The sequence below is a fragment of the Pseudohalocynthiibacter aestuariivivens genome, assembly GCF_018457175.1.
Lineage (GTDB): Bacteria > Pseudomonadota > Alphaproteobacteria > Rhodobacterales > Rhodobacteraceae > Pseudohalocynthiibacter > Pseudohalocynthiibacter aestuariivivens.
Map to the genome: position 1 here is coordinate 116615 of NZ_JAGFNU010000002.1, position 25305 is coordinate 141919.

At 51.5% G+C, this 25305-nt stretch carries 23 protein-coding genes and 1 tRNA gene; 11 read left to right on the top strand and 13 right to left on the bottom strand.

The annotated features are described in order from the left end of the window. Window positions 1-40 precede the first annotated feature (40 nt). The 4 genes from gluQRS to gyrA all read right to left on the bottom strand — a co-directional run bounded on the left by gluQRS (window position 41) and on the right by gyrA (window position 5785). Window positions 41-928 (bottom strand): tRNA glutamyl-Q(34) synthetase GluQRS, encoded by an 888-nt coding sequence (gluQRS, locus tag J4E70_RS04445; RefSeq protein ID WP_213887885.1) that lies wholly within the window; start codon window positions 926-928, stop codon window positions 41-43. Further along, the gene (locus J4E70_RS04450) at window positions 925-1536 is read right to left on the bottom strand and encodes a class I SAM-dependent DNA methyltransferase (protein WP_213887886.1); all 612 of its coding nucleotides are present in this window, start codon (window positions 1534-1536) and stop codon (window positions 925-927) included. Before J4E70_RS04450 ends, gluQRS begins: the two co-directional genes overlap by 4 nt. A gap of 22 nt (window positions 1537-1558) precedes the next feature. Next, window positions 1559-2896, bottom strand: coding sequence for a methylenetetrahydrofolate--tRNA-(uracil(54)-C(5))-methyltransferase (FADH(2)-oxidizing) TrmFO (trmFO, locus tag J4E70_RS04455; RefSeq protein WP_213887887.1), 1338 nt, complete (start codon window positions 2894-2896; stop codon window positions 1559-1561). Between the two features lie 120 nt (window positions 2897-3016). After that, window positions 3017-5785: a DNA gyrase subunit A gene (gyrA, locus tag J4E70_RS04460; RefSeq protein ID WP_213887888.1), complete on the bottom strand. Its 2769-nt coding sequence runs from the start codon at window positions 5783-5785 to the stop codon at window positions 3017-3019. Window positions 5786-5976: 191 nt separating this feature from the next. On the opposite strand from gyrA, the gene J4E70_RS04465 reads away from it, so the two are divergent. Further along, a complete protein-coding gene (locus tag J4E70_RS04465; protein ID WP_213887889.1) occupies window positions 5977-6246 on the top strand; it encodes an usg protein in 270 nt (89 codons plus the stop codon). 26 nt (window positions 6247-6272) lie between these two features. Here the strand turns inward: J4E70_RS04465 and J4E70_RS04470 are convergent, their stop codons facing one another. From J4E70_RS04470 to rocF, 4 genes are all read right to left on the bottom strand, one after another. Next, on the bottom strand, window positions 6273-7130 hold the full coding sequence (locus J4E70_RS04470; RefSeq protein WP_213887890.1) for a DMT family transporter: 858 nt from the start codon (window positions 7128-7130) through the stop codon (window positions 6273-6275). Between the two features lie 93 nt (window positions 7131-7223). After that, window positions 7224-8276, bottom strand: coding sequence for an ornithine cyclodeaminase (locus J4E70_RS04475; RefSeq protein WP_213887891.1), 1053 nt, complete (start codon window positions 8274-8276; stop codon window positions 7224-7226). 15 nt (window positions 8277-8291) lie between these two features. Then, entirely contained in the window at window positions 8292-9233 is a 942-nt protein-coding gene (gene ctlX / locus J4E70_RS04480; protein ID WP_213887892.1) for a citrulline utilization hydrolase CtlX, read from the bottom strand. Next, complete coding sequence (rocF, locus tag J4E70_RS04485) at window positions 9230-10156, bottom strand: arginase (protein ID WP_213887893.1); 927 nt, start codon at window positions 10154-10156, stop codon at window positions 9230-9232. The genes ctlX and rocF overlap by 4 nt, the downstream gene beginning before the upstream one ends. A 125-nt stretch (window positions 10157-10281) precedes the next feature. Between rocF and J4E70_RS04490 the strand changes: the two genes are divergently transcribed. Next, window positions 10282-10716 carry an Lrp/AsnC family transcriptional regulator gene (locus tag J4E70_RS04490; RefSeq protein ID WP_213887894.1) on the top strand — a complete coding sequence of 145 codons (435 nt, stop codon included), beginning with the start codon at window positions 10282-10284 and terminating at the stop codon, window positions 10714-10716. Here the strand turns inward: J4E70_RS04490 and J4E70_RS04495 are convergent. Together J4E70_RS04495 and J4E70_RS04500 are read right to left on the bottom strand one after the other, a co-directional pair. Beyond that, window positions 10713-11171: a disulfide bond formation protein B gene (locus tag J4E70_RS04495; protein WP_213887895.1), complete on the bottom strand. Its 459-nt coding sequence runs from the start codon at window positions 11169-11171 to the stop codon at window positions 10713-10715. The two genes, J4E70_RS04490 and J4E70_RS04495, sit on opposite strands and share 4 nt — an antisense overlap. Beyond that, entirely contained in the window at window positions 11168-11746 is a 579-nt protein-coding gene (locus tag J4E70_RS04500; protein ID WP_213888148.1) for a YqaA family protein, read from the bottom strand. The genes J4E70_RS04495 and J4E70_RS04500 overlap by 4 nt, the downstream gene beginning before the upstream one ends. 128 nt (window positions 11747-11874) lie before the next feature. On the opposite strand from J4E70_RS04500, the gene ypfJ reads away from it, so the two are divergent. The 5 genes from ypfJ to J4E70_RS04525 all read left to right on the top strand — a co-directional run bounded on the left by ypfJ (window position 11875) and on the right by J4E70_RS04525 (window position 16181). Further along, complete coding sequence (ypfJ, locus tag J4E70_RS04505; RefSeq protein ID WP_213887896.1) at window positions 11875-12729, top strand: KPN_02809 family neutral zinc metallopeptidase; 855 nt, start codon at window positions 11875-11877, stop codon at window positions 12727-12729. A 142-nt stretch (window positions 12730-12871) separates the two neighbouring features. Next, on the top strand, window positions 12872-13903 hold the full coding sequence (locus J4E70_RS04510) for a TRAP transporter substrate-binding protein (RefSeq protein WP_213887897.1): 1032 nt from the start codon (window positions 12872-12874) through the stop codon (window positions 13901-13903). Between the two features lie 198 nt (window positions 13904-14101). After that, window positions 14102-14686 carry a TRAP transporter small permease gene (locus tag J4E70_RS04515; protein WP_213887898.1) on the top strand — a complete coding sequence of 195 codons (585 nt, stop codon included), beginning with the start codon at window positions 14102-14104 and terminating at the stop codon, window positions 14684-14686. Further along, window positions 14683-16035: a TRAP transporter large permease gene (locus J4E70_RS04520; protein WP_213887899.1), complete on the top strand. Its 1353-nt coding sequence runs from the start codon at window positions 14683-14685 to the stop codon at window positions 16033-16035. The genes J4E70_RS04515 and J4E70_RS04520 overlap by 4 nt, the downstream gene beginning before the upstream one ends. Before the next feature lie 60 nt (window positions 16036-16095). Next, window positions 16096-16181: transfer RNA gene (locus tag J4E70_RS04525), tRNA-Leu, on the top strand. Between the two features lie 117 nt (window positions 16182-16298). Here J4E70_RS04525 and J4E70_RS04530 read toward each other — a convergent pair. Continuing rightward, entirely contained in the window at window positions 16299-16712 is a 414-nt protein-coding gene (locus J4E70_RS04530; RefSeq protein WP_213887900.1) for a hypothetical protein, read from the bottom strand. A gap of 283 nt (window positions 16713-16995) precedes the next feature. On the opposite strand from J4E70_RS04530, the gene modA reads away from it, so the two are divergent. The 4 genes from modA (at window position 16996) to J4E70_RS04550 (ending at window position 21975) form a co-directional block, all read left to right on the top strand. After that, window positions 16996-17739: a molybdate ABC transporter substrate-binding protein gene (gene modA, locus J4E70_RS04535; RefSeq protein ID WP_213887901.1), complete on the top strand. Its 744-nt coding sequence runs from the start codon at window positions 16996-16998 to the stop codon at window positions 17737-17739. Then, the gene (gene modB / locus J4E70_RS04540) at window positions 17736-18398 is read left to right on the top strand and encodes a molybdate ABC transporter permease subunit (protein WP_213887902.1); all 663 of its coding nucleotides are present in this window, start codon (window positions 17736-17738) and stop codon (window positions 18396-18398) included. Before modA ends, modB begins: the two co-directional genes overlap by 4 nt. After that, window positions 18395-19414: an ATP-binding cassette domain-containing protein gene (locus J4E70_RS04545; RefSeq protein WP_213887903.1), complete on the top strand. Its 1020-nt coding sequence runs from the start codon at window positions 18395-18397 to the stop codon at window positions 19412-19414. The genes modB and J4E70_RS04545 overlap by 4 nt, the downstream gene beginning before the upstream one ends. A 710-nt stretch (window positions 19415-20124) precedes the next feature. Continuing rightward, window positions 20125-21975 carry a Hint domain-containing protein gene (locus tag J4E70_RS04550; RefSeq protein ID WP_246531612.1) on the top strand — a complete coding sequence of 617 codons (1851 nt, stop codon included), beginning with the start codon at window positions 20125-20127 and terminating at the stop codon, window positions 21973-21975. Between the two features lie 77 nt (window positions 21976-22052). Here the strand turns inward: J4E70_RS04550 and J4E70_RS04555 are convergent, their stop codons facing one another. Both J4E70_RS04555 and J4E70_RS04560 read right to left on the bottom strand, forming a co-directional pair. Next, entirely contained in the window at window positions 22053-22661 is a 609-nt protein-coding gene (locus tag J4E70_RS04555; protein WP_213887904.1) for a nucleotidyltransferase family protein, read from the bottom strand. Window positions 22662-22717: 56 nt separating this feature from the next. Then, window positions 22718-25132, bottom strand: a complete 2415-nt coding sequence (locus tag J4E70_RS04560; RefSeq protein WP_213887905.1) for a GcvT family protein — start codon at window positions 25130-25132, stop codon at window positions 22718-22720. Between the last annotated feature and the right edge of the window lie 173 nt (window positions 25133-25305).

Here is a 25305-nt window from a genome sequence, read left to right on the forward strand (position 1 = left end):
TGCCTCCGGCGGGGATATTTTCGGAAAAAGGTGGGAAAGGTTAAAGCCCAACCATTTCACGAATATCTTGCGGGGTTGCACCGTCTTGTCTGTATTTAGAGATCGCACGTGCGTCATCACGCTTGGCGAGTCGTTTATGCTTTTCATCACGGATCAGGCGATGGTGATGATAGTGGGGTGTCGGCAGACCCATTAGTTTTTGCAGGACGACATGAATTTTTGTTGCCGCGAAAAGATCCTGCCCGCGCACCACATGGGTAATACCTTGCGCTGCATCATCGAGGACAACGGACAGGTGGTAAGATGTCCCCATATTTTTACGAGACAGAACAATATCGCCTATGTTTTGAAGAACGTCTTGTCGGCTAAAGCTGATTTCACCAGTTTCGCCAATTGGGCCAGAACCGATTTCGACAAATGTAAAATTGTTGCATGGTTCCGAACTTTCAGAAACCGCAACGAAGGCCTTTTCCATAGATAAGCGCAACACGGACTCTTCTGGCATCGCGCAGCCGATAGGATCACCGGTGTTCCCGGAGCAGGTCCCGGGATAGATCAAACCGTCGGGCCCATAGGTTCGCACACCCTCTTGCGGAGCCGATAGTGCGGTTTCGATGTCCCGGCGATCGCAGGTGCAAACATAGAGCAGCCCCTTGTTCCAGAGGTTTTGCAGGGCCCTTTGATAGTGACCGATGCGTTCAGACTGAAGCATGACAGGTTCTGGCCACTTAAGCCCAAGCCAGCGAAGGTCATCAAAAATCCGTTCGCACCAATGTGCGCGAGCGCGAGTCTGATCAATATCTTCGATGCGCAGCAGGAACTCTCCACCGGCGGCCATTGCAATGTCATAGGCAAGCATCGCGGAATAGGCGTGTCCAAGGTGAAGTGGGCCTGTTGGTGACGGCGCGAAGCGCGTTCTGAAAGTCAATTTTTCTGAATCACATAAACCATGGATTTCAAGTTAATACCTGGAAGGTGTTCACCATGTTCCCGAAACAGAAGCCTTGCGAACCCACAGTCGGTGTACTCCATCACTTTTGCCTCATAACACGGATCAGAAAGCGACGTGTCGTTGAAAGAAAATGCGAACAGGCCCTTTTTATCCAGAAAACTGACAATTGTATCGAACACGCTGAGCGGGGCCCCACCAATGCCGATCACGCCACAGGCAGTGATGGCACTGTAATCACCCGGAGAGATCGCAAGGGGAATGTTAGGATCGATATGCGTCAGCTTCCGGTAGACATTCTTTTTTTCCGCAATTTCGAGCATCTCTTGTGACAGGTCCGCCCCGTCCAAGGTCTCGAAACCTGCTTCCTTTAAAGTCAAGCCACAGAGACCCGTACCACAGCCGTAATCCAGTACAGGTTTGTTTTTGTCAGCGTATTTTGCAAGCGCTTCAGCAACACGCCTGGGTGTTGCGTATCCGTTTTCCAGAAGTTCGGAATCATAACTGTCAGACCAATTGTCATAGAGCGCGCGTGTCTCTTCGACGGACTGAAGCTCATAAGCTTTGTTTAAGAATTTTTCACCCATAGCCTAAGCATAAGCCGAAAAATCACTCTCCGTCCAGCCAGGCCTGCCATGCAACCTTTGCGCGGTCGGTGTAGGCCTTGTAGCGTGTTTTCCGGTTTTTCCGTCCTGCCTTGGCGTCAGCAGGTGGAAAAAGTCCAAAATTTACGTTCATCGGTTGAAACGTCTTTGCTTCGGCCCCGCCGGTTATGTGATGGACCAGAGACCCTACAGCAGTTTCCGGTGGTGGAACGTTCAAAGCTGTTCCAGAGATTTCGGCTGCAGCATAGCGACCAGCCAAAAGGCCCATCGCGGCACTTTCGACATACCCCTCGACGCCAGTGATCTGGCCAGAAAACCTGATGTTTGGACGTGATTTCAAACGCATCTGACCGTCAAGCAACGTTGGTGAGTTCAAGAATGTGTTGCGATGGATACCACCAAGACGCGCAAAATTGGCGTCTTCCAGACCGGGGATCATTTTGAACACCTTTGTCTGTGCGCCATATTTCATTTTTGTCTGAAACCCCACGATGTTCAGCAATGTTCCAAGCGCATTATCGCGGCGGAGCTGGACAACCGCATAGGGTTTATCATCCGGTTTATGTGCATTGGTCAGACCGACGGGTTTCATCGGGCCAAACCGAAGTGTTTCACGGCCACGTTCAGCCATAACCTCTATCGGTAGGCAACCATCGAAATAGCCTGCGGTTTCACCCTCGTGGAATTCTGTTTTCTCTGCGTCAAGCAGCGCGTCTATGAATGCCTCGTACTGGTCTTTAGTCATAGGACAGTTGAGGTAGGCTTTGCGATTTTCCTCTGTGTCACCCTTGTCATAACGGGACTGGAGCCACGTGATGTCTGTGTTAATCGAGTCGGCATAAACGATTGGTGCAATTGCATCAAAAAACGCGAGCGCATCCGCGCCTGTTTCCATTGCTATCGCTTCTCCGAGGGCCGAAGAGGTAAGCGGGCCTGTCGCGATGATCCAGTGCCCGTCGTCCGGCAATTCGGTTATCTCTTCATAGTCAACACTGATGTTTGGATGAGCGAGCAGCGTCGCGGTTACCGTTTCAGCGAACGGGTCGCGGTCCACGGCAAGCGCGCTGCCAGCTGGCAGGGCGTGTTTGTCGGCAGTGTTGATGATCAATCCGTTGGCTGCGCGCATTTCCCAATGCAAAAGCCCAACAGCATTTGCTTCGTCATCATCAGAACGGAAGGAATTGCTACACACCATCTCCGCGAGATTACCGGTCTGATGCGCAAAGGTTTTCACCTTTGGCCTCATCTCGTGAATCACAACCTGAATGCCCGCGTTTGCGGCCTGCCAGGCAGCTTCGGAACCGGCCATGCCGCCGCCAACAATATGGAGTGTCTCTGTCATGAAATGGGATGTAGCCACGATTGAGTAAAAGGAAAAGCCCTGAAGGCCTGCAAGATAAAGCTGATATCAAAAACCTGAAGTAAGTTGAGGCGGCAAGGGGAGCAGAACTCCCCTTTTCCTTTAGCTTTCTTCGACGATTTCTGCGTCTTCAATTTCTGCGTCATCGTCATCAGATTCATCTGCGTTCTGCTCGGCAATCCAAGCGACCGACACCACGTGTTCGCCCTTTGCCGTATCAAACACCTTGACGCCACCAGCACTGCGTGAACGGAAAGAAATTCCATCAACCGGGCAGCGAATTGACTGGCCGGTGGAGGTGGCGAGCATGATCTGGTCTTCCATATCAACAGGGAAGGAAGCAACCAGTGCGCCGCCGCGCATTGCTTTGTCCATCGCCGCTACACCCATGCCGCCACGGCCACGCACGGGGTAATCATGGGACGACGAAATCTTGCCAGCGCCTTTTGCGGTTATCGTCAAAATCAGGTCTTCAGCGGCTGCCATTTCCTCATAGCGTTCCTGGGTAATTGCAGCATTTTCAACGGTTTCTTCGTCGTCAGCTTCCATTTCCTCGGTTACACCTGCCGCAGCACGGCGCTTTTTAAGGTAAGCAACACGTTCTTCAGAAGTTGCTTCGAAATGACGAACGACAGACATAGACACGACCTTGTCCGTGCCCGTCAGCCTAACACCACGAACCCCTGTCGATTTACGGCCTTTGAACACACGTACCGCCGTTGTGCTGAACCGGATCGCCCTGCCAGAACTTGTCATCAGCATAACATCGTCATCTTCGCTACAGATCCGGGCATTTACCATTTCAACGCCTTCAGGTAAATCCATCGCGATTTTGCCGTTCGAGCGAACATTGGTGAAATCGCTGAGTGCGTTGCGACGAACGTTTCCTGCAGTGGTCGCGAATACAACCTGCAGGTTTTCCCAATCGTCCTCTGGCACGTCGACGGGCATGATTGCTGCGATCGATACCTTAGGAGGAATTGGCAGGATGTTCACAATCGCCTTGCCTTTGGTGTTCCGCCCACCTTGGGGCAGGCGCCAGGTCTTGAGCTTGTAGACCATACCGTCTGTGGTGAAGAACAGCAGTTGCGTATGGGTATTGGCGACAAAGAGGTTTGTAACAACGTCGTCCTGCTTGGTGGCCATCCCGGCAAGCCCCTTGCCACCACGACGCTGCGCGCGGAAATCGACCAAAGGTGTACGCTTGATATATCCGCCCGAAGTAATGGTGACGACCATGTCTTCCTTTTCGATCAGGTCTTCGTCTTCCATATCGCCGGACCAGTCGACAATTTGTGTCCTGCGGGGCACGGCAAATTGATCGCGCACTTCTTGCAATTCATCACTGATGATTGCCATGATGCGTTCGCGAGACCGCAGAATATCAAGATATTCCCTGATGTTAGCTGCAAGTGTCTGAAGTTCGCCGGTTACTTCCTTGACACCCAGAGCGGTCAGCCTTTGCAGACGTAGTTCAAGAATGGCGCGTGCCTGAATTTCGCTCAGGTTGTAAGTGCCGTCATCATTCGCAGTATGGGTCGGGTCATCAATGAGGGCGATGTATTCCAGAATGTCTTTCGCAGGCCAGCGACGTGTCATCAACTTTAGCCGCGCCTCCGCCGGATCAGCAGATGTCCTGATGGCCGCGACAATCTCATCAACATTGGTAACGGCAACTGCAAGGCCACAAAGAACATGGCTGCGTTCGCGTGCTTTGCGCAGCTCAAATGCGGTGCGGCGTGCGACAACTTCTTCCCGGAAATCTATGAAAGATGTAAGAAATTTCCGTAGGGTCAGTTGTTCGGGCCGACCACCGTTAAGGGCAAGCATATTGCAGCCGAAATAGGTTTGCATCGGCGTAAAACGGAACAGTTGATTCAAGACAACCTCAGCCGTCGCATCACGCTTTAGTTCGACAACAACCCTGACACCATTCCGGTCCGATTCATCCTGAACGTGGCTGACACCTTCGATCTTTTTGTCGCGCACCATTTCGGCGATCTTTTCGATCATCGAAGCTTTGTTTACCTGATAGGGGATCTCGTCCAGAATTATGGCGTATCGATCTTTTCTGATCTCTTCGAAGCGTGTTTTCGCCCGGATAATCACTGATCCGCGGCCTTCAAGATAGGCTTTGCGCGCGCCAGCCCGCCCGAGCATGATACCGCCGGTCGGAAAATCCGGCCCCGGAACATAGTTGATCAGTTGCTCAGATGTCAGATCGGGGTCTTCGATCAACGCCAGGGTTGCATCAATGACTTCGCCTAAATTATGCGGAGGGATGTTGGTGGCCATACCAACCGCAATCCCGCCAGCCCCGTTGACGAGCATGTTCGGGAAGCGGGATGGCAGAACTGTAGGTTCGCGGTCTTTGCCATCGTAGTTGTCCTGAAAATCGACGGTGTCTTTATCGATATCCGCCAGAACAAAGGCAGCGGGTTTATCCATTCGAACTTCGGTGTACCGCATCGCGGCGGCGTTATCGCCGTCCATCGATCCAAAGTTTCCTTGCCCGTCAAGCAACGGCAGCGACATCGAAAAATCCTGCGCCATCCGGACCAACGCGTCATAAATCGCAGAGTCACCATGTGGGTGGTATTTACCCATGACATCACCCACGGGGCGGGCTGATTTGCGATAGGACTTGTCGTGAGTGTTGCCCGTTTCATACATCGCATAAAGAATGCGCCGGTGAACCGGTTTCAGACCGTCCCGTAAGTCAGGAATAGCGCGGGAAACGATCACACTCATCGCATAGTCGAGGTATGATTTCCGCATCTCGTCAGAGATCGAAATCACAGGGCCGTCATGTACAGCGCGTGGTGTCGGAGTTTCTTCTTTGTTTTCAGGAGTTTCCGGAGTATCGTTCACGTGGATAACCGCTCTTTTCTGGGTGTTCTGTATTTTGTTGCAGCGACTATACAGGAGGGTCGATATGGTGTGCAATGGTCCATACGTGTTGCATTTGTCAGCACTAGCGGAAGACTGCTAACAGCTTGTTTTTATTGAAAAGTAATTCAACTGTGCCAATATAAAAATAATAAAAACGTAAGAGGCAGAATATGGAACATTCAGAAGCTGAATTAATGCTGAAGGGCTATGGGTTGACCACGGCAGAATTATTCTACCGAATGCCCGACTTTCAGAACGTTTTGAACAGCTATATCTGGCAGGAATATGACCTTGCGCCAGACCATCCAAAGCTGTTTGAGTTTATCGAATTCTGGCAGGATGAGATAGAAGGGCCACTTCACTCCGTCAGGTTTACCCATCGTAAATTGATTGCATCAGGCGAATGGCAAAATGTCGTGGGAGAGTTCAAACTACACTAGGTGGTCAGAGTATGATCCACGTCTTCTTACCGCTGACGCAGCAGAACGACTGTGTTCGAAATTGCAAGCGCCGCGATAACAACCGCACCGCCTGAAAGCGCCCAGATTCCCGGATTTTCACCCAGTATGGCCCAGGCCAGCAGGGGTGCCAGAACGGATTCCAGCAGGATCAGTAACCCAACCTCTGCCGAGGTGATGTAACGCGGGCCAAGCGCGAGAAGGCTGGCGCTGACGACAATAAAACAGCCATGAAACGCGACCAGCCCCCATTGCGCATCAGGTACGGACAACGGGTTAACAATCAGCAACAAGATTAACGAAGCCCCGATATAGGCCAGAGGCACGGCTGGAACCATTGATACCTGTTTCACACGCCTCGCGGCAGTCAGACCCGCTGCGAACACTGCAGATACCCCAAGAGCCATTAAGTCACCGCTCCAGTGGGCCCCTTCGGTTTCGCCCGAGCCATAGCCGATGATTGCAAGTCCAACCGCGACGGCTGCCATGGTCACAATCATGCGCTGCCTGATTGGCTCTCCAAGGAAGACGCGGCTATAAATCGCTGCAAATACAGGCAAGGACGCGATGATGAACACAACGTTTGCAATGCTCGTCATACTGATAGCAAGCACGAACATCGTCCCGCTACAACCTAGCGCCAGGATATAGATCAGACCGTAGCGGCCAGTGCCAAGCAATGCCTTGATTGGCTGTATTCCTTGAAAGAACAGAACACCAAGCAGAATTACGCACCCGGAAATCATTCCACGCCAGAAGGCAATGACCAAGGGTTCTGCATCGATCAGCCGTACAAATAGTGCGTCAGGCACCACAAACAGCACGCCCAAGCATGTAATCAGCAGCCCTTTGGTCTGGTCGGTCATTTAGTTCTGCACCTTAGAGGCAACGACTGCCTTTGTTTACAGCGGCAATACATATCGCTCGTAGGGTGTCAGATGACCGGTATCAAGCCGCTTCTACGACTTTGCGCGCTGCACCATGCCAAACAGATCACGCGGATCATCCGGATCAGCGACCATATCCAGTTTTTGATAAAGACCGGTTTCTTCCAGTTTGGACCGAATGTAGCGAAGCGCAGAAAAATCTTCGATCGCAAAACCAACACCGTCAAACAGGGTAATTTGCCTGTTGTCGCGACGCCCCTGAACTTCACCATTGATGACCTGCCACATTTCCGTGACCGGATAATCCTCATCCAATTGCTGGATTTCACCTTCGATGCGAGTTTGTGGTGGAAATTCCACAAAGATATCAGAGCGTAACAGGATATCTTTATGCAGTTCTGTCTTGCCGGGGCAATCCCCACCGATTGCGTTGATATGGACACCCGCACCAACCATGTTGTCAGTCAGAATTGTAGCATATTGTTTGTCTGCAGTGCAGGTCGTGATGATTGCGGCACCTTCGATCGCGTCTTCTGGCGTGCGGCAGGCCGTAACCGACAAACCCCAGCCTTCCAGGTTTTGCATCGCTTTTTTTGTCGCTGCGGGGTCAATGTCATACAGGCGAACAGACGAGATGCCGCAAATCGCCTTGAACGCCAGCGCCTGAAATTCTGACTGCGCGCCATTTCCGATCATCGCCATTGTCTTTGATCCCTTTGGTGCCAGATGCTTAGCGACCATTGCGGATGTTGCGGCGGTGCGAAGGGCCGTCAAGACAGTCATTTCAGAAAGCAGCACCGGATAGCCCGTTCCGACGTCTGCCAGCAATCCAAATGCAGTCACCGTTTGCAGGCCCTCTTTCATATTTTTCGGGTGACCGTTTACGTACTTGAACCCATAAACTTCGCCGTCAGACGTTGGCATCAGCTCAATTACGCCTTCAGCGGAATGCGAGGCGACGCGAGGGGTTTTGTCAAAAAGTTCCCACCGGCGAAAATCATCTTCTATGTATTCTGCCAGATCACGAAGCATATTTTCGAGGCCTATTCGATGCACGATTTCCATCATATTCGCAACGCTGACGAAAGGAACAAAGGCAAGACTGGAGGGTTTTGGAGCGGTCATTGGTTTATCCGTATTTTAGGCAGCTTTGGCTTCAAAGGTGCGGCGTGCAAGGTGAACGCCAGCGATCATGCAGCGTACAGATCCCCCGGCGGTTTCAATGGTTGGAATGCAAAGCGGAAGAAGACTGGCAGAGCGTTCAATCACGGCAAGCTGATCTTCATGCAGTGCCTTGAGTGCGCGTTCTGACAAAGCAAGAACGCGACCTGCATTTCCTGTCAGTTCTATAGCGTTGCCTGCAAACTCAGATATTTGCCTTGTGCTTAGCGCAATCACTTCGCGGTCAGTTTCGCGCAGGCGGCTCTCGACAGTGTGCCGACGCTCTTCAGATGTGATCATTTCAAGCCCAACCATCGCAAAATCGGTTGCGATCCCCATCAAGACGTTGGTGTGGTACACCGCACACCCAGACGCGTCAGTCGCATCAAATGCGATTGGTTCAAAGTTAAAATGGGTACAAAACCGTTCAAGCAAAACAGGATCTGCGCGGTTCGATTTTGCGACATAGGCGACACGACCAATGTGATCAAGCACCATGGCACCCGTTCCTTCAAGGGCCAGCCCATCTTGTTCAAGTCCGGAATAATCTATCACGTCCTGTACACGATAGTCGCGCTTTAGAAGGTCGATGACATCCCAGCGTCTTTCCCTGCGACGGTTCTCTGCAAACATCGGGTAAACAGCGATGTGGCCCCCCGTATGGGTTGAGAACCAGTTGTTTGGGAACACGGAATCGGGCGTGTTCGCGTCGCCGTGATCATCAAAGTCATGCACGCATACACCGCATTCCAGTAGCCTTGAAACTGCTTCGTCAAACTCTGCACGCGCCATCTCGGAAACTTTTTCAGCAGAGTGATTTGTTGCGGTTTGAAACGCGTTATCGCTGCGGGTTTCCGGGTTTGACTGAAACGCATGGGGCCGGATCATCACAACAGAAGAAGGGGCCTGCAGTGACATCAATAGCTCCGTGTAGGTCTGTCAAAGACGCGACGACCCAAAAGTGAGGCTGTAAGCTCGACCATAAGGTTCGCTGTACGGCCGCGTTCATCAAGAAACGGGTTCAACTCTACCAGATCAAGCGAGGTTACGCGTTCACTGTCATGAAGCAGTTCCATCACAAGATGAGCTTCGCGATAAGTGGCGCCACCGGGTACGGTTGTTCCAACCGCAGGGGCAATGGACGGATCAAGAAAATCAACGTCAAGCGAGACATGAAGCAATCCGTTCGCATTTTCAACGCGATCAAGAAATGCTTTCAGCGGGCGCGCAATGCCGTTTTCGTCAATGTCGCGCATGTCATGGGCCTGCATTTCACTGGTCTGAAGGGCAGCAGATTCAGCGGCATCCACAGAGCGCAGACCCAGAAGGCAAACATTTTCTGTTGGAACCACAGCGGGCAGGGGCGGGAATGCTTCAAAGCCTTCGCGCCCGGTCACATATCCCAGCGGGGTTCCATGCAAATGACCGGAACCCGTGGTTAGCGGGGTATGATAATCAGTGTGCGCATCGAGCCATAAGACAAACAGCGGGCGATCAACGCTTGCAGCATATGCCGCAGCACCTGCAACGGAACCCAGCGACAGGGAATGATCCCCGCCCAAAAAGATCGGAAACCCTTCGCCACAAGCCTTGGCGGCACTTTCAGCAAGGCTTTCTGTCCATCCAATAGTTTCACTTAAGGCGTAAACCATTTCGTTCTCACAACTTGCTTCGCGAAGTGGTGCGTGCTGGATATTTCCCAGTTCACGAATGTTATGCCCAAGCTCTTTCAACGTTTCCGAAAGCCCCGCAGTGCGGTACGCATCTGGCCCCATCTGACAACCGCGACGGCGTTTTCCGCTATCAACCGGTGCGCCGATCAAAATGCAATTTCTTGGTGTCATTTGAAGGAATCCTGCCAAAGTACTGAAAGCTCAGATCATATATTCTCCATTTTGTGGTGGATTTAACCCTGATAATTGAATATTCTGTCTATCGATTAGACAAAGCGAAGGCTTTAGCTGCCAAAATGGACGATTCTGACAAGAAACTCATTGCTGAATTGCGTCGTGATTCCAGAAAATCACTTTCTGAATTATCCGCCGAACTTGGGCTATCGCGCACGACGGTTCGAACAAGGATGGAACGGCTGCAAACTCAGGGTGTTATCCTTGGTTTCACAATTGTTCTGAAAGAAGACACGCAGCAGTACCCCGTGCGCGGTTTGATGCTGCTTGGGATCGAGGGGCGCGGCACTGACCGGATCGTGCATCGGCTAAACGGCATTCCCGCAGTAGAGGCTGTTCATTCCACCAACGGAAAATGGGACTTGATCGCCGAGCTTGGCACAGAAACGCTTGAACAACTTGACAAAGTGCTTGCTGAAATCCGCCGCATAGACGGAATAGCGACCAGTGAAACAAACTTGTTGCTTGCAACCCGACGTGCGTCTGGTGTGCGCTAGGGTTTACGAAGTGCAAGCAGCCAGAGTGCCATTAAACCAAAGGCGATAATCGCGTTCCAGGTGGCCATGGACAGTGTAAACATTTCCCAGGGTACCTCGTCACAGCGAACAAATGGTGCATTCAGGATTTGTTGCATCAAATCTTCGGCAGATACACCATCGACACCGGAAGATGTGCAAGAATCCGGGCCTTCCCACCATTTACGCTCAACACCTGTATGGTAGATACCGATTGCGCCGGTGGCCGCGGCGGCAACTGCGCCAAGCGCAATCCAAAGCCGCTGGCCCAACGCAAGTGCCAGAATACCAAGGAAAATTGCCGCCCCATGCGGGTAACGCTGCCAGAGGCAAAGTTTGCAGGGCGCCATATCGCCGATGTATTGAAACCCAAAGGCGCCAAGCAAAAGCGCGAGCGATCCGCCTGCCGCAAGAAGAATTAGAAAGTTTCGGGTCATAAGTATTTCACCAGATAGAAGCCACAAATAAGAAGGACTAAAAAGACCGCAAAGAGAAGGCCCAGCCGTTTCTCGATAAAGGTACGAATTGGCGCGCCGAATTTCCATAGCAAGGCTGCTACAATGAAGAATCGCAATCCGCGTGCAATGATCGACGAAAGAATGAAGACCGGCAATGAAAGCCCTGTCGTGCCTGACAAAATTGTAATCACCTTATAGGGAAACGGTGTCATCCCGGCGATTAACACGGCCCAGGCACCCCATTCGTTGAAGCGGCCTTTGAAAGCTTCGGCAGCTTCGGTCTTGCCGTAGAATTCCAAAATTGGCAGACCCACGGCATCATAAAGAATGGCGCCGATAAAGTAACCAAACAGGCCACCCAGAACCGACGCCACGAGCGCGACACCCGCGATAACCCAGGCGCGCGACGGGCGCGCGATTATCATCGGAATCATCAAAACGTCTGGCGGTATTGGAAAAACAGAGCTTTCAACAAAGGACACAACAGCAAGCGCCCAAAGCGCATAGGGCGTCTGCGCGAGGCTGATTGTCCAGTTGTAAAGTCGCCTTATCATCTGCTCTGCCTTGTTTTTACCCATCGAGCACGACCAAAGCTTGTCGTCAAGCGTTTAGCTGTTGTCGGTTACGTCGCCGGGCGTAATACTATGTCAGGTGATATGGGTAGTGTTAGGGAGCGTGTGCAATGAAATGGCAAGGTCGTCGTCGCAGTCAGAACATCGAGGACAGGCGCAGAAGGGGCCCGGGCGCCGTTGGCGGTATTGGCGGTGTCGGTTTAGTTGCGATTTTGGTAATTGGGTACTTTCTGGGGGTCGATGTTACCCCGCTTTTAAACGACCCTAGTCTAGGTGGCGGTGGTAGCCAAAGTTCTACGGTTGAACTGACAGCCGCCGACAGGCAGGCTGGTGAATTTGTCTCCGTGACCTTGGCCGATACCGAAGAGGTTTGGGCAGAGCTTTTTCAGGAACAGGTGGGGCAGGCCTACACGCCAGCAACTTTGGTGTTGTTCAAAAGCGCAACCCAGTCCCCATGTGGCGGTGCAAGTGGCGCGTCCGGACCGTTCTACTGCCCAGCAGATAAAAAGGCCTATCTGGATACAGAGTTTTTTACGACACTGTCGCGCAGGCTTGGCGCGTCAGGTGATTTTGCGGCGGCCTATGTCGTCGCTCATGAAATATCGCACCATGTTCAAAACGAACTTGGGATTCTTGGGCAAGCAAATCAGGCTCGGCAGCAGTCTTCCGAAGCTCAAAGCAACGCCATTTCCGTCAGGATCGAACTACAGGCGGATTGCTTTTCAGGTATTTGGGCGCGTCACGCACAAGCGCAGTTTGGCAGTGTCGAACGCGGCGACATCGAGGAAGCAATGAATGCGGCCAAGCAGATTGGTGATGACACATTGCAAAGAAACGCCGGGCGCCGACCGAATCCACACACCTTTACTCACGGCACATCCGAGCAAAGACAGCGCTGGTTTATCACGGGGTATGAAAGCGGCAGGATGGCCGCTTGTGATACCTTTGGAGCAAGCAGTCTTTAGCCAGCGTAAAGAGTTGCTTTTCTATGAGAGGTTTGGATTGATAGTTGCAACGTGCACAGAGGGAAATCATTGCACTTGAAGTGGTTTGATATCTCTGCATGAATTGACCGGCAAAAGCCGCAAAAAATGGGAGGAAAATTTAATGAAAGTTACGCTTAAATCAATTCTTGCGGGGGCGGTGGTATTGGGCCTTTCAGCCAGTGCAGCCCTGGCACAGGAAGTGACACTTCGATTTCAACACTTTCTGCCAAACCGCGCGTCCGTACCTGCGTACTTCATGGTTCCCTGGGCAGAAAAAGTTATGGAAGAATCTGGCGGACGCATCAAAATTGAAATTTATCCGTCTATGCAGCTTGGGGGGAAACCTCCTGCTCTTTACGATCAGATCCGTGATGGTGTCATTGATGGTGGCTGGGCTATTCCTTCCTATACACCAGGTCGTTTTCCAGAAGCTGAGACAATGGAATTGCCATTTATGACATCTATGTCGGCTGAAAACTCTTCGCGCGCCGCATGGCAATTTACTGAACAGTACATGGATGAACGTTTTTCAGACGTACACCTTGTTGCTGTTCACGTGCACGGCGCTGGAGTGATCCATAAACAGGGTGATCCGGTAATGTCCGTGGCAGATTTTGACGGCCTGAAATTGCGCGGCCCTTCGCGGCAGGCAAATAAACTGCTCGAATCTCTTGGGGCGACACCCGTTGGTATGCCTGTGCCTGCTTTCCCCGAAGCTTTGTCAAAGGGGATTGTGGATGGCGGGGTTATCCCGTGGGAGATCGTGCCACCCCTGAAGGTTCATGAGCTTGCAGACAGCCACACCGAAGTTGGCGGTGACCGGTCGCTCTATAACACGTACTTCATTTGGGCGATGAACAACGACAGCTACAACAACTTGCCTGATGACCTAAAGGCCATCATTGATACCAACTCTGGCATTGACGCATCTGCATGGGCCGGAGCCGCCATGGACAAGGGTGACGGTCTGGGCCGTGCCGTTGTCGAAGGAACCGACAATGTCATTCATACCTTGGATGAAGCCACGGTTGCCCAACTGCGTTCAACCGGTGACACGGTCACACAACAGTGGATCGACGAAATGAACGCGCTTGGTCTTGACGGAACTGCTATGGTTGATAACGCGCGTGCGTTTGTTGCGTCTTACGACTGACGTCTTGTCGCCCCTGCACACGTTTCGTAGCAGGGGCACGCGGTGTTTTCGTTTTGGAATTGATTGGGTTTTGCGCATTCATCAAGGTTCCTCGACGGCTTGAAGCGTAAAGAGAAAGCACTTGGGATAGGGCGATAGCCTAAGTTTCAGTTCAAAAAAATTTCCCGCGGCGATGGGCAGACCGCGAGGGAGGGGTCTATGGCAATCGCACCGGAAATGCAGCACAAAGCGGGTCGAAAACTAGAGGCGATCGCGCGGTGGCTGGCCTATTTTGGCGGGCTCACGCTTGTCTCGATTGCCGTTTTGACCGTTGTCTCAATAACCGGGCGCAAGTTGTCTGGATTTGGTTTTGGGCCAATCAAGGGTGATTTCGAACTGGTCGAAGCAGGTTGCGCGATTGCCGTTTTTTCATTCCTGCCTTGGTGCCAGATCAAGCGCGGACACGTGACGGTTGATATATTCATAGCCAGATTGCCATTACGTATTCAGGCCGCACTCGGATTTCTGGGTGATACACTTTTAACGCTCGTAAGTGCAATTATCCTATGGCGTTTTTGGTTGGGGTTTGGCGAAAAGTTTCCTTACGGAACAGATACGTTCCGGACAGTTCTTGGAATGGGGAGCAAACCGTTTTTTCCTGAAACAACTTATGAACTCGAACTGCCAGTCTGGATTCCTTATGGGCTCTCGCTGATTGGTGCGATTTTCTTTCTGATCGTATGCGTTTACACGATGTGGCGTAGCCTGAACTGGACGCTGAACGGTCAAGAGGGGTCGGTATGACGGGCCTTGAACTCGCGCTGATCGCTTTTGCGCTGATGCTGTTTGCGATTTTCCTGAGGGTGCCAATTGGTGTTGCGATGGGCATAACGGGTTTTGTCGGAACCTGGATAGTTCTTGGTCGGCCGAGTGCCACGCTTAGTCAGATGAAAACACTGACCTATGATACGTTTTCAAGTTACTCCTTGTCCATCGTCCCCTTGTTCTTGTTGATGGGGCAGTTTGCGACAAAATCCGGAATGTCTGCTGCGTTGTTTCATGCTGCCTCTGACTGGCTTGGTCACAGAAAAGGCGGGGTCGCAATGGCCGCGGTGGGGGCATGTGCTGGTTTCGGCGCGGTCTGTGGTTCCTCACTTGCAACAGCATCGACCATGGGGCAGGTCGCTTTGCCGGAAATGCGTAAGCGTGGGTATTCAGACGCGCTGTCGACAGGTGTGTTAGCTGCGGGCGGCACTCTTGGTATTTTAATCCCCCCTTCGGTGATCCTTGTGATCTATGCCATTTTAACAGAGCAAAACATCGTCAAGATGTTCATTGCGGCTTTGATTCCGGGGGTTTTGGCAGCCCTTGGATACATCCTGACAGTCGCGATCTATGTGCGCGTAAGGCCAGACTCCGCCACGCAGGCTGATCGCGTCCCCTACGGGCATCGCTTTAAAACGCTCTTCAAGATCTGGCCGGTTGTTTTAATTTTTGGCCTTGTCATGGGGGGCATTGCAGCCGATTGGAACTGGGCACAAGACGGCGTGCAGGCCCTGTTCACCCCGACGGAGGGTGCCGCAGTCGGGGCAGTCGCAACGGGCATCTACGGCATGGCGACAGGCGGGCTCACATGGCGGGGATTCCTGGATTCAGTTCTAAACACAGCCTCCGCTTCTGCGATGATATTTTTCATCGTCTTTGGAGCGCAGCTGTTCAATTCTTTCCTGGCGTTCACCCAGGCACCTCAGGACCTTGCCCTTTGGGTATCAGAGCAGGGGTTCGCCCCGGTAACGGTTCTCTGCGTCATGCTTCTTGCGTATCTAATCTTCGGATGCGTGATGGATTCCTTGTCGATGATCCTGCTTACGATCCCAATCTTTTTTCCGATTATCGAAGCGCTTGATTTTGGCCTTACAAGCGAAGAGGCTGCCATCTGGTTTGGTATTCTTGCGCTCATTGTCGTCGAAGTCGGATTGATTACACCACCAGTAGGGATGAACCTGTTTATCATTAATCAGGTGGCCCGTGATGTTCCAATGTCCAAAACCTTTCAGGGGGTCGCGCCCTTTGTATTATCCGATCTCGTTCGGGTGGTTATTCTTGTCTCTTTCCCGGGGATTTCGCTTTGGCTTGTCGGAGTGATGTTCTAAGTAAATTTCATGCATTTTCCTGTAGACGAACATCGGCAAGGACGGTAAACCCACGCCGTGGCCCGAGTGGCGGAATGGTAGACGCAGGGGATTCAAAATCCCCCGATGGTAACATTGTGCGAGTTCGAGTCTCGCCTCGGGCACCACATCAATTGAACGAAAGAGTCGTCACTACGCCTATTTGGAAAAAGGACGAGCGTGGACCCATCCTTTGTTTCCAGTCCGTATGGCGTTCTTATTGCTGTACGTCTTTATAGGTAGCTCTAAAATTCTTCCGAAGTATCCGGCACGTGCGGATCTCCGCTCACCCTAACTTTTCTAAAGGGAATGTTGCAGTGTTTCTGGTGGTTTGCTTGCTCTAACGCTTCCATGTGGCCTTTCAAGCGTGCGACTTCGGCGGCTGCTTCGGAATTGCCCTTTATGAAAAGAAACGAGGGCAGCCAAAAGAGAATTCCACCGACCATATTCCCGGTGTCGTCATTTGCTGTCTGATTTTGTATTCCCGCTGCTTGCGCGAGGCGAAAGGATACGTGTTGCGCTTCTGTGAAAATCTGACCGCACGAATGGTTTTGATATTGTAACGGTGAAATATAAGCGGCCTTAATGTCCGAGCTTTTTTTTGCGCACCCGGCGAGGGCAGTTGCTGCGACCAAAAAAGCAATCGTTGTTGTTTTCATTACATCCTCATTCGAAGTCGTTTTATGTTTAGTCGGTAAATCAAACAGGCTTATGTTTAAGAAGATTAATGAAACGTTAAGATTCTTAGAATTGCTTACCTAAAGTTAAGTTTGCTTTCCGCTATTTTGGTCATGTTCGACAGTGGTCTCTGTTGTGGTTCCAGATCGATAGCTCGGACTAGATTGAGACCACGAAGTTATATCATATCACGACTCCACGCAACTTGCACTTGCGATATCCCCTCGGGCAGGTTTTACCTGTACGGGTTCAAAAGGGGATAACATGCGGCACTTTTTTAGGTTCATTGTGGCCATGGCTGTTTTTCTGGGCCAGAGCGCATCTGGAAACGCTGATACTGTGAGAGTGGCTGTTGCCTCGAACTTTCAAAGTACCGCTGAATTAATCGCAAAAGAATTCGAAATGGCGAGTGGACATCACGTTTTGTTGTCTAACGGCTCAACCGGAAAACTTTATGCACAAATCCTGAATGGGGCGCCTTTCGATATTTTTCTGGCTGCGGATCAGGAAAGGCCTGCCTTATTGTTGAATGCGCAACGCGCAGTAAAAGTGCAAACTTATGCAGTTGGCCGTCTGGTCCTTGTGGGGCCGGAAGGGACACTGAGTGTGCATGAAACTGCGGAAACAGCGAGCCAAATTCGCAATCAGAGAATTGCAATTGCCGATCCCGATTTGGCCCCTTATGGAAAAGCCGCTATTGAAGTTCTCGAAAACCTCGGGCTTGAAAAGGATGAAATGGACTTGGTTTTTGGGGAAAACATTGCGCAGACCGCAGGTTTCTTCGCGACCGGAAATGTCAGATATGCAATGATTGCGCGCTCACAGCTTCATTATGGCTTCGGAACGCCAGACTTTGACACGATACTGCTTGATGGATTGCACGCCCCGATCTCTCAAGATGCCGCTCTTTTGACCAGCAGTTCAGCAGCGAATGTATTTTTTGATTTTCTGAATAGTAGGGCGTCACAAGGTATTCTTTATGACGCGGGATATGAGGTAAAGAATTGAGCCTCTGGCCTGCCATATGGTTAACACTGCAACTTGCAGGTTTAACTTCTGTATTGCTGATTGTGATTGCGACTCCGATCGCATGGTGGCTGGTGACAACAAGAAGCAGGGCGCGGCCATTCGTAGAGGCGCTCACAGCGCTACCTCTTGTTCTGCCACCCACGGTACTTGGCTTTTATCTTTTAATTCTGTTCAGTCCCAACACAGCGCTTGGCGCGCTCTGGATAAAAGTGACGGGTGAGACACTGGCATTTTCGTTTACCGGTTTGTTACTTGCCTCTGTGCTTTACTCCTTGCCCTTCGCGGTTCAACCGCTCCGAACTGCGTTTCACAGTGTCGGGCATGGGCCAATCGAAGCCGCCGCAACCCTTGGTGCCAGCCAATGGCAAAGTTTTCATAGCGTCGTTGTTCCGCTTTCGCGACGCGGTTTTCTGGCGGCTGCCGTTCTCAGTTTTGCCCATACGCTTGGGGAATTTGGGGTGGTTCTGATGGTTGGCGGAAACATACCGGGCAAGACACGGGTAATTTCAATCGAGATATACAACAGGGTTGAAACATTGGACTATGGTGCCGCACATGTTTTGTCGGCGGGTCTTTTGGGTGTTTCCTTTCTGGTGCTCGTATTGGTGTTCTTTCTGAACAAGGATGAACGCAAATGAACGCACCCGTGCTCGATATCGATCTTTCGCTAGATTTTCCTGCGTTCTCACTTTCGGTTGCGGAGAAAGTTCCACTTGCGGGGATCACGGCCCTGAGCGGAGCAAGTGGCAGCGGAAAAACAACGCTTCTGCGCGCCTTGGCCGGGTTGGAACGCGAAGCAAAAGGACGTGTCCAAATTGGTGATACCGTCTGGCAAACTGGCCGTAGAATTCTTCCAACACATAAGCGGAACATTGGCTTCGTTTTTCAGGACGCTCGGCTTTTCGCACATCTGAACGTCGCTGAAAATGTAAACTATGGTTTGCGCTGGCAAAACCGACCAAAAGGCCTTGCGGATGACCTGATCGAGGCATTGGAGCTTGGCCCATTGATGAAACGAAATGTGTCGGCTCTGTCCGGTGGCGAGCTGCGCCGCGTCGCACTGGCGCGTGCGCTTGCGACACGTCCCGATCTGATGTTGCTGGATGAACCCATGTCAGGGCTTGACGCGACCCGGAAAGCCCGTGTTTTGCCCTTTATTGCACGTGCGCTGCGCGCCTCTGGTTGCCCGGCGATCTACGTCAGTCACGACCGACATGAAACAAATACGCTAGCGGACCGCGAAATCGTGATGGCAGGCGGCAAGGTTCTTGAACATGTAAAGGCCGGCCCGGTGTTTGATGCCAAAGTTTGCGGTGACACCAAAACCGGAGAGCCAGTTTTGCGGTTTGCCGGCCAACAATTTGCGTGTCGTGGGGGGGCTGTTATTGGTGAAACACAAAAGTTCAGGCTGGCCCCACAGTCCTTGCTGATTTCAAAGAATGACCCGGGCCAGGGAACAGCTCTTTTTCGGGCCAAAATAAAAATCCTCAGATACGGTGACGTACACCTTGTTTTTCATATGTGCGACGAAGCTCCGGACGTTGAAATTCAGGTGCATGCGCCCCAGAGGTCTGATTTCAAATTGTCTGTGGGACAGACCTTATGGTTGTCTGTCGGCGACATTGATTTGATCCCACATTCATCTGGAACGTGATTCGAGCCAGCCCGCATCAATAATTTCTTCTGACTGCAATATCACCAGAGATTCTGGGGATTTAACCAATATCGTAGACAATAATGAAACCCCTGGTCTTTGACATCATTTTGCCAAAGTTGTTCGAATATAGGAATTTCCCTTTTTCTATTTTGGAAACGACAACAGTCTTGTTGACCGCCTCTTAAACAGTCAGCTTCACATGTGTTTTCGTTAATACTCTGTTAATTTTATGGAGTTTGCCCGAATTAACACGAAAAAGGTTCAGCAAATTATTGTTCTAAAACAGGAAACAATACTGCTTTGTTCGCAGTTTGGACTATCAAATTGTTTCGCTAACAAACGAAAAAATATGGCTGAAATATGGCACAATTTGCCATGAATTAGACAATATTGCTATGTCCGACCCCGTCATAGGTCTAATTTGAACCTGCCCGGCTGGGGGCAAAAAAGAAGGCTGCGGGGGCAGCCGCTGAGCTGCGATTGAGAAACTGATGTAAATGCCGGAGAGACGGCTGGTTAATTTGCCAGCGTTACGGCTGCTTGGGCAAATAAGGGGTTAACTTCGGTGCAACATGCATCGTCACACCCGGCAGATGCACAGACCTACACGAAACAGTCGTTGATAAGGGCAGGTGGCCGAGAGGGAAAAGCCGCCACTTTGTAGCAACTCGGCCGGGTGTGTGAGTTTGGTGTTTGGGAGAGTTGAAATGGTAAATCAGGTGTTGGACTGGAGCTTGTTCGGGTCGTACTGGACTGATCTTGCAGGTGGCGCATCTGTCGATACTGGTGGAATGAGCGTTTCTGTTGCGTTCAATGATCAGAACGGTGGCAGCCAGATCCGTACCGCCTCAACAAGCCAATACACTGAAGCCGGAGAGCCGTTTGACGCCAACTCAGGCCTGAAGCTTTATGGCACGGGAGGGGATGGCGGTAAGGACGACACATCCACAACGGTAATTGATTTTTCTGCCGCCGACGGAAGCGGCTTTTCGGACGATGTGAAGGACGTCACGTTTCGGATCAATGATCTGGATGTCGGCACTGCCTGCGACCCGCATATCGATATTGTAACGATTCGTGCGTATGACACCGCTGGTAATGAGGTTCCGGTACTTATCACAGCTGCTGGCACGCAAATCGTAGATTGCAATACCGTCACTGGGAACGGTGATCACGAGTATCCTAACCAAGAAGACGGATCTGTCCTGATAGATATCGCCGGCCCTGTTTCACGGATCGAAATCGATTATGACAATGGTTCTACAACGGATCAGGCGATCTGGTTGACAGACGTTCATTTTGGAACAGTGCCTGCAGTTGCGCCGGACGGGATTGTTGAAGGCACAAATGGAAATGATCATATCGATTTTGATTATCTGGGCGATCCAGACGGTGACCGTATAGATCACGGAGACGCAATCCTGCCGGGCGAGGGTCCAAACGATGATATCGTTTTAGCTGGCGATGGGAATGACACCGTTTATGCTGCCGAGGGAAACGACGAAATCCACGGCGGCAACGGTAATGATAACCTTCATGGTGGCGAAGGCGACGACGAAATCTTTGGGGAAGCCGGCAACGATAATCTCAATGGTGGTGATGGAAAAGATCGGTTGTTCGGCGGTGACGGCAATGATGAACTACGTGGTGACCACGGCGATGATTTCATTTCGACCGGTTCAGGGAATAATGTCGGGTTTGGTGGAGAAGGTAATGATACCTTCGAAGGTGGAAGCGGTCGCGATGTCCTGTTTGGTGGCGATGGTCGCGACACCTTTACCAAAGTAGGACCCGGAGATGTTATCGACGGAAACGAAGGCGGCGATGATTTTGATACACTAGATCTTCGCGGGGGCGGGCCTTTTAATATTCGCTACACCTCGCAAGATTTCGAAGATGGGTTTGTCGATTATCTGGATGAAGACGGTGATGTGACTGGAACATTAAGGTTCCGGAATATTGAAAATATCGTCCCCTGTTTCACGCCTGGTACTTTGATCGCGACGCCGAAAGGCGAATGTCTGGTTGAGGAGCTGAAAGTTGGCGACAGAATTATCACCCGCGACAACGGCATTCAGGAAATTCGCTGGTATGGCGTGAAGTCGCTGGATTGGAAAACGCTTCGCAACAACGAACATCTTAAGCCAATCCTGATCAAAGCAGGTGCGCTTGGGCACGGATTGCCAGAGCGTGATATGCTCGTCAGTCCAAATCACCGGATGCTTGTAGCAAATGATAAAACATCGCTTTACTTTGATGAACGCGAAGTTCTCGCTTCAGCCAAGCACCTTATCAACAACCGCCGCGTCCACAGGGTGGAAACCCTTGGGACCACCTATATCCATTTCATGTTCGATCAGCATGAAGTTGTTCTTGCCAACGGGTCATGGACGGAAAGCTTTCAGCCCGGTGATTACGCGCTCAAGGGGATTGGAAATGCGCAGCGGCAGGAAATTTTTGATCTCTTTCCTGACTTGAAAGAGTCCGAAGGTATTAAAAACTACCATACTGCGCGTCGCGTATTGAAAAAACACGAGGCACAGCTCCTCAGATACTAATATGCAGCCGTTAGCAAAGGGATTGCCCTTTGTTCTAACAGGAACGGGGAGCGGCGTGGCCGTTCTCCGTTTTGTATTTAGCGACCAGTTTTTTTGCCTGTGCGCCAATTGTCCCAATCTTCCGGAGTATCAAGATCAGTGATGGCATGATTTTCGCTTAACGTGACGTGAACAATGTCTTCAGACGGATCATTCAAAATCTGGCGTGCGCCGATGTCGCCGGTCAGGTTAGACAGGGCAGGGAATAGACGGCGTGGGAAAAGAACCGGGTGTCCGGGTTTTCCGCCTTCAGTGTAGGCACGATGGATGCGTTGATCTGAATCCTCTGAAAACGCTTTGATAATACGCGTGAAATCGCTTTCGGTAAGTTCTGGCATATCGGCGAGCGAAATCAGCACGCCATCTGAATCTTTAGGAACAGCTTTGATTGCCGCACTCAAAGAATGCGCCATGCCATCAGAGGCGTCTTTGACAAAAACCAAAGTCACGGGCAGCCGCGCGACAGCAGCCAAACGTTCTGGCGCATCACAGGGCAGGGTCACATAAACCTCAGAGCCTGTTGCCGCAGCGCGTTTGACAGACTGCCGAAGCAACGGAGTGCCTTGAATGTTTTCTAATAGTTTATCCCGCCCGCGCATCCGGTTTGACGCACCCGCAGCCAGCATAACAATGGCAACTTTTGTCATAGTGCGACCTAACCACCAGAGACGCCTAAGGGCAATATCCCTGATGGTGTTTTGGTCTAACCGCGCATCCGTGCACCGTCTGCGTCAAACAAAGCTGTGGTGATCAACCGGGCAGGGCGCATTTCACCCAGAATTTCGATTTCCACCTCCAAACCTTCTTTGGCCATTTCGGTCGGTATCAGGCCTAATGCAATGGATTTGTGGGCGAAGTGTGAGTAGCCACCAGATGTACAGAACCCTTCCACAGAGCCATTGATCCAGATTGGTTCATAAGCCACGACATCTGCGTCAAGCGCATCAACTTCAAACGCAACCAATGTCCGCGCAGCACCCTGCGCTTTTTCCGCTTCTGCTGCGGCCCGTCCGATAAAATCTGTGTTCTTTTTGAACGATATGAAACGCTCCATACCGGTTTCCGCCGCTGTGTAGTCAGGTGAGAACTCGCTCAGCCACGAGCCAAAAAACTTGTCGAGCCTCAGAGACATCATTGCCCGCATCCCAAAGGGGCGCATTCCGTGTTTCTGCCCGGCGTCCCAAAGCACATGCCAGAGATGCCGCTGGCTCATCGCGTCTGTGTATATTTCATACCCCAGATCACCGGTGTAGCTGACACGCTGCACGATGCAGTCTGCCATACCCACAACCATGCGCTTTACATCGAGAAATTTAAAAGTATCGGCTGAAACATCGCTTCTTGTAACGGAAGCAAGCACCGCTTGGGCATTTGGACCGGCAATCTGAAACCCTGTACGCCTGTCTGAGATGTTTGCCAGTGATACCTCGCCATCAAGGTGCTTACGGAACCAGCGTTCGTGATAAGCTTGTGAGCCGTAAGAGGCGGTAAGCTGGAATTCTGTGTCCGACAGGCACGAGATGGTAAAATCACCAATCAAGCGCCCTTTGGGCGACAGCATCGGGGTTAGGCTAAGGCGACCTGGCTTTGGAATGCGGCCCGCCATGATACGATCAAGCCAATCACGTGCGTCTGCGCCGGTGACCATGAATTTTCCGAAGTTCTGCACTTCGTTGATTCCAACGGCTTCGCGCACCGCTTTGACCTCGCGCGCGGTTGCGTCAAAGGCGTTTGAGCGTCGAAAACTTGGAGTTTCGTATCTTTCCTCACCGTCATCGGCAAAGTAGTTCGGCACTTCGAGGCCAAACTGCTGGCCAAAAACTGCCCCCATACTGTCCCAGATATCATACATGGGTGTGGTCTGGCAGGGGCGCGCGGCGGGAAGTTCCTCATTCGGATAGCTGACGGAAAAACGGTTTTGATAATTTTCCACCACTTTCGGAAGCGTATAGCCCGGGGTGATCCACTTTCCAAAGCGCGATACGTCCATTGCGAAAACGTCTCGTTCGGGTTCGCCTTCGATCATCCATTGCGCAAGCGTCAGGCCGACGCCGCCGCCTTGGCTGAAACCGGCCATAACACCGCAGGCTGACCAGTAATTGCGCAGCCCCGGAACAGGGCCGACCAGCGGGTTTCCGTCTGGTGCGAAAGTAAATGGTCCGTGGATCACGGATTTGACGCCTGCCGTGGCAAGTACAGGAAAACGCTGATACGCAAATTCAACAGATTCAGTGATCTTGTCGAGGTTGTCTGGCAGTAGTTCGTGCCCAAACCCCCAAGGTGTTCCGTCAACCGCCCAGGGTTCGCAGGACTTTTCGTAAAAGCCGATGCACAGCCCACGCCCTTCCTGACGAAGGTAGCTTTCACCGCCCGGATCCATGACATGCGGGTGTTCATTTCCCCGCTCATATATCTCGGGAATATCGTCTGTTACGATATACTGGTGTTCCATCGGGTGCAGTGGCAAATAGACGCCTGCCATGGCACCAACTTCACGGGCCCAAAGACCGCCAGCATTGACCAGATGTTCAGCGATGACCATGCCTTTTTCTGTCACGATTTCCCATGATCCGTCTGGTCGCTGGTTCGTTTCCTCAACTTTGTTGTGCAGGACAATTTCAGCCCCGGCCATTCTTGCGGCTTTGGCATAGGCATGGGTCGTACCCGATGGGTCAAGGTGACCATCAAGGGGGTCATATAGGCCACCGATGATGCCATCTATATTCGTAATGGGCGCAACTTTCTTAATTTCTTCCGGTCCCAGAATTTCGGTGTGCAAACCCATATAGCGATGCTTTGCCCGCTCTGCCTTCAACATGTCAAAGCGTTCTTGCGTATCGGCAAGCGTAACGCCGCCAACATGGTGCAATCCGCAAGACATGCCAGTCAGTTCTTCAAGTTCTTTGTAAAGGCGTATCGTATACCCTTGCAACGCGGCCATATTTGTGTCGCCGTTCAGCGTATGAAACCCACCTGCTGCGTGCCATGTTGAACCAGAGGTAAGCTCGGACCGTTCATTCAACATAACATCGGACCAGCCAAGCTTGGTCAGGTGATAGAGCACCGAACATCCGACAACACCACCGCCTATTACGCAAACTTTGGTATGAGATTTCATAGGGACACTTTCGTATTTATTCCAGTTTTGAGGAAGAGTGTTCCTGCGAGATAAAAAGCGCATGTAAATTTGCGTCAAAAAAGGTCGCAAATTGATTGCGGAAAATTCCTGAGACCGCTGTCGATCTGAATTTTGTGAACACAACCAGCACATAGCTGAAACGAAAGAGGCCG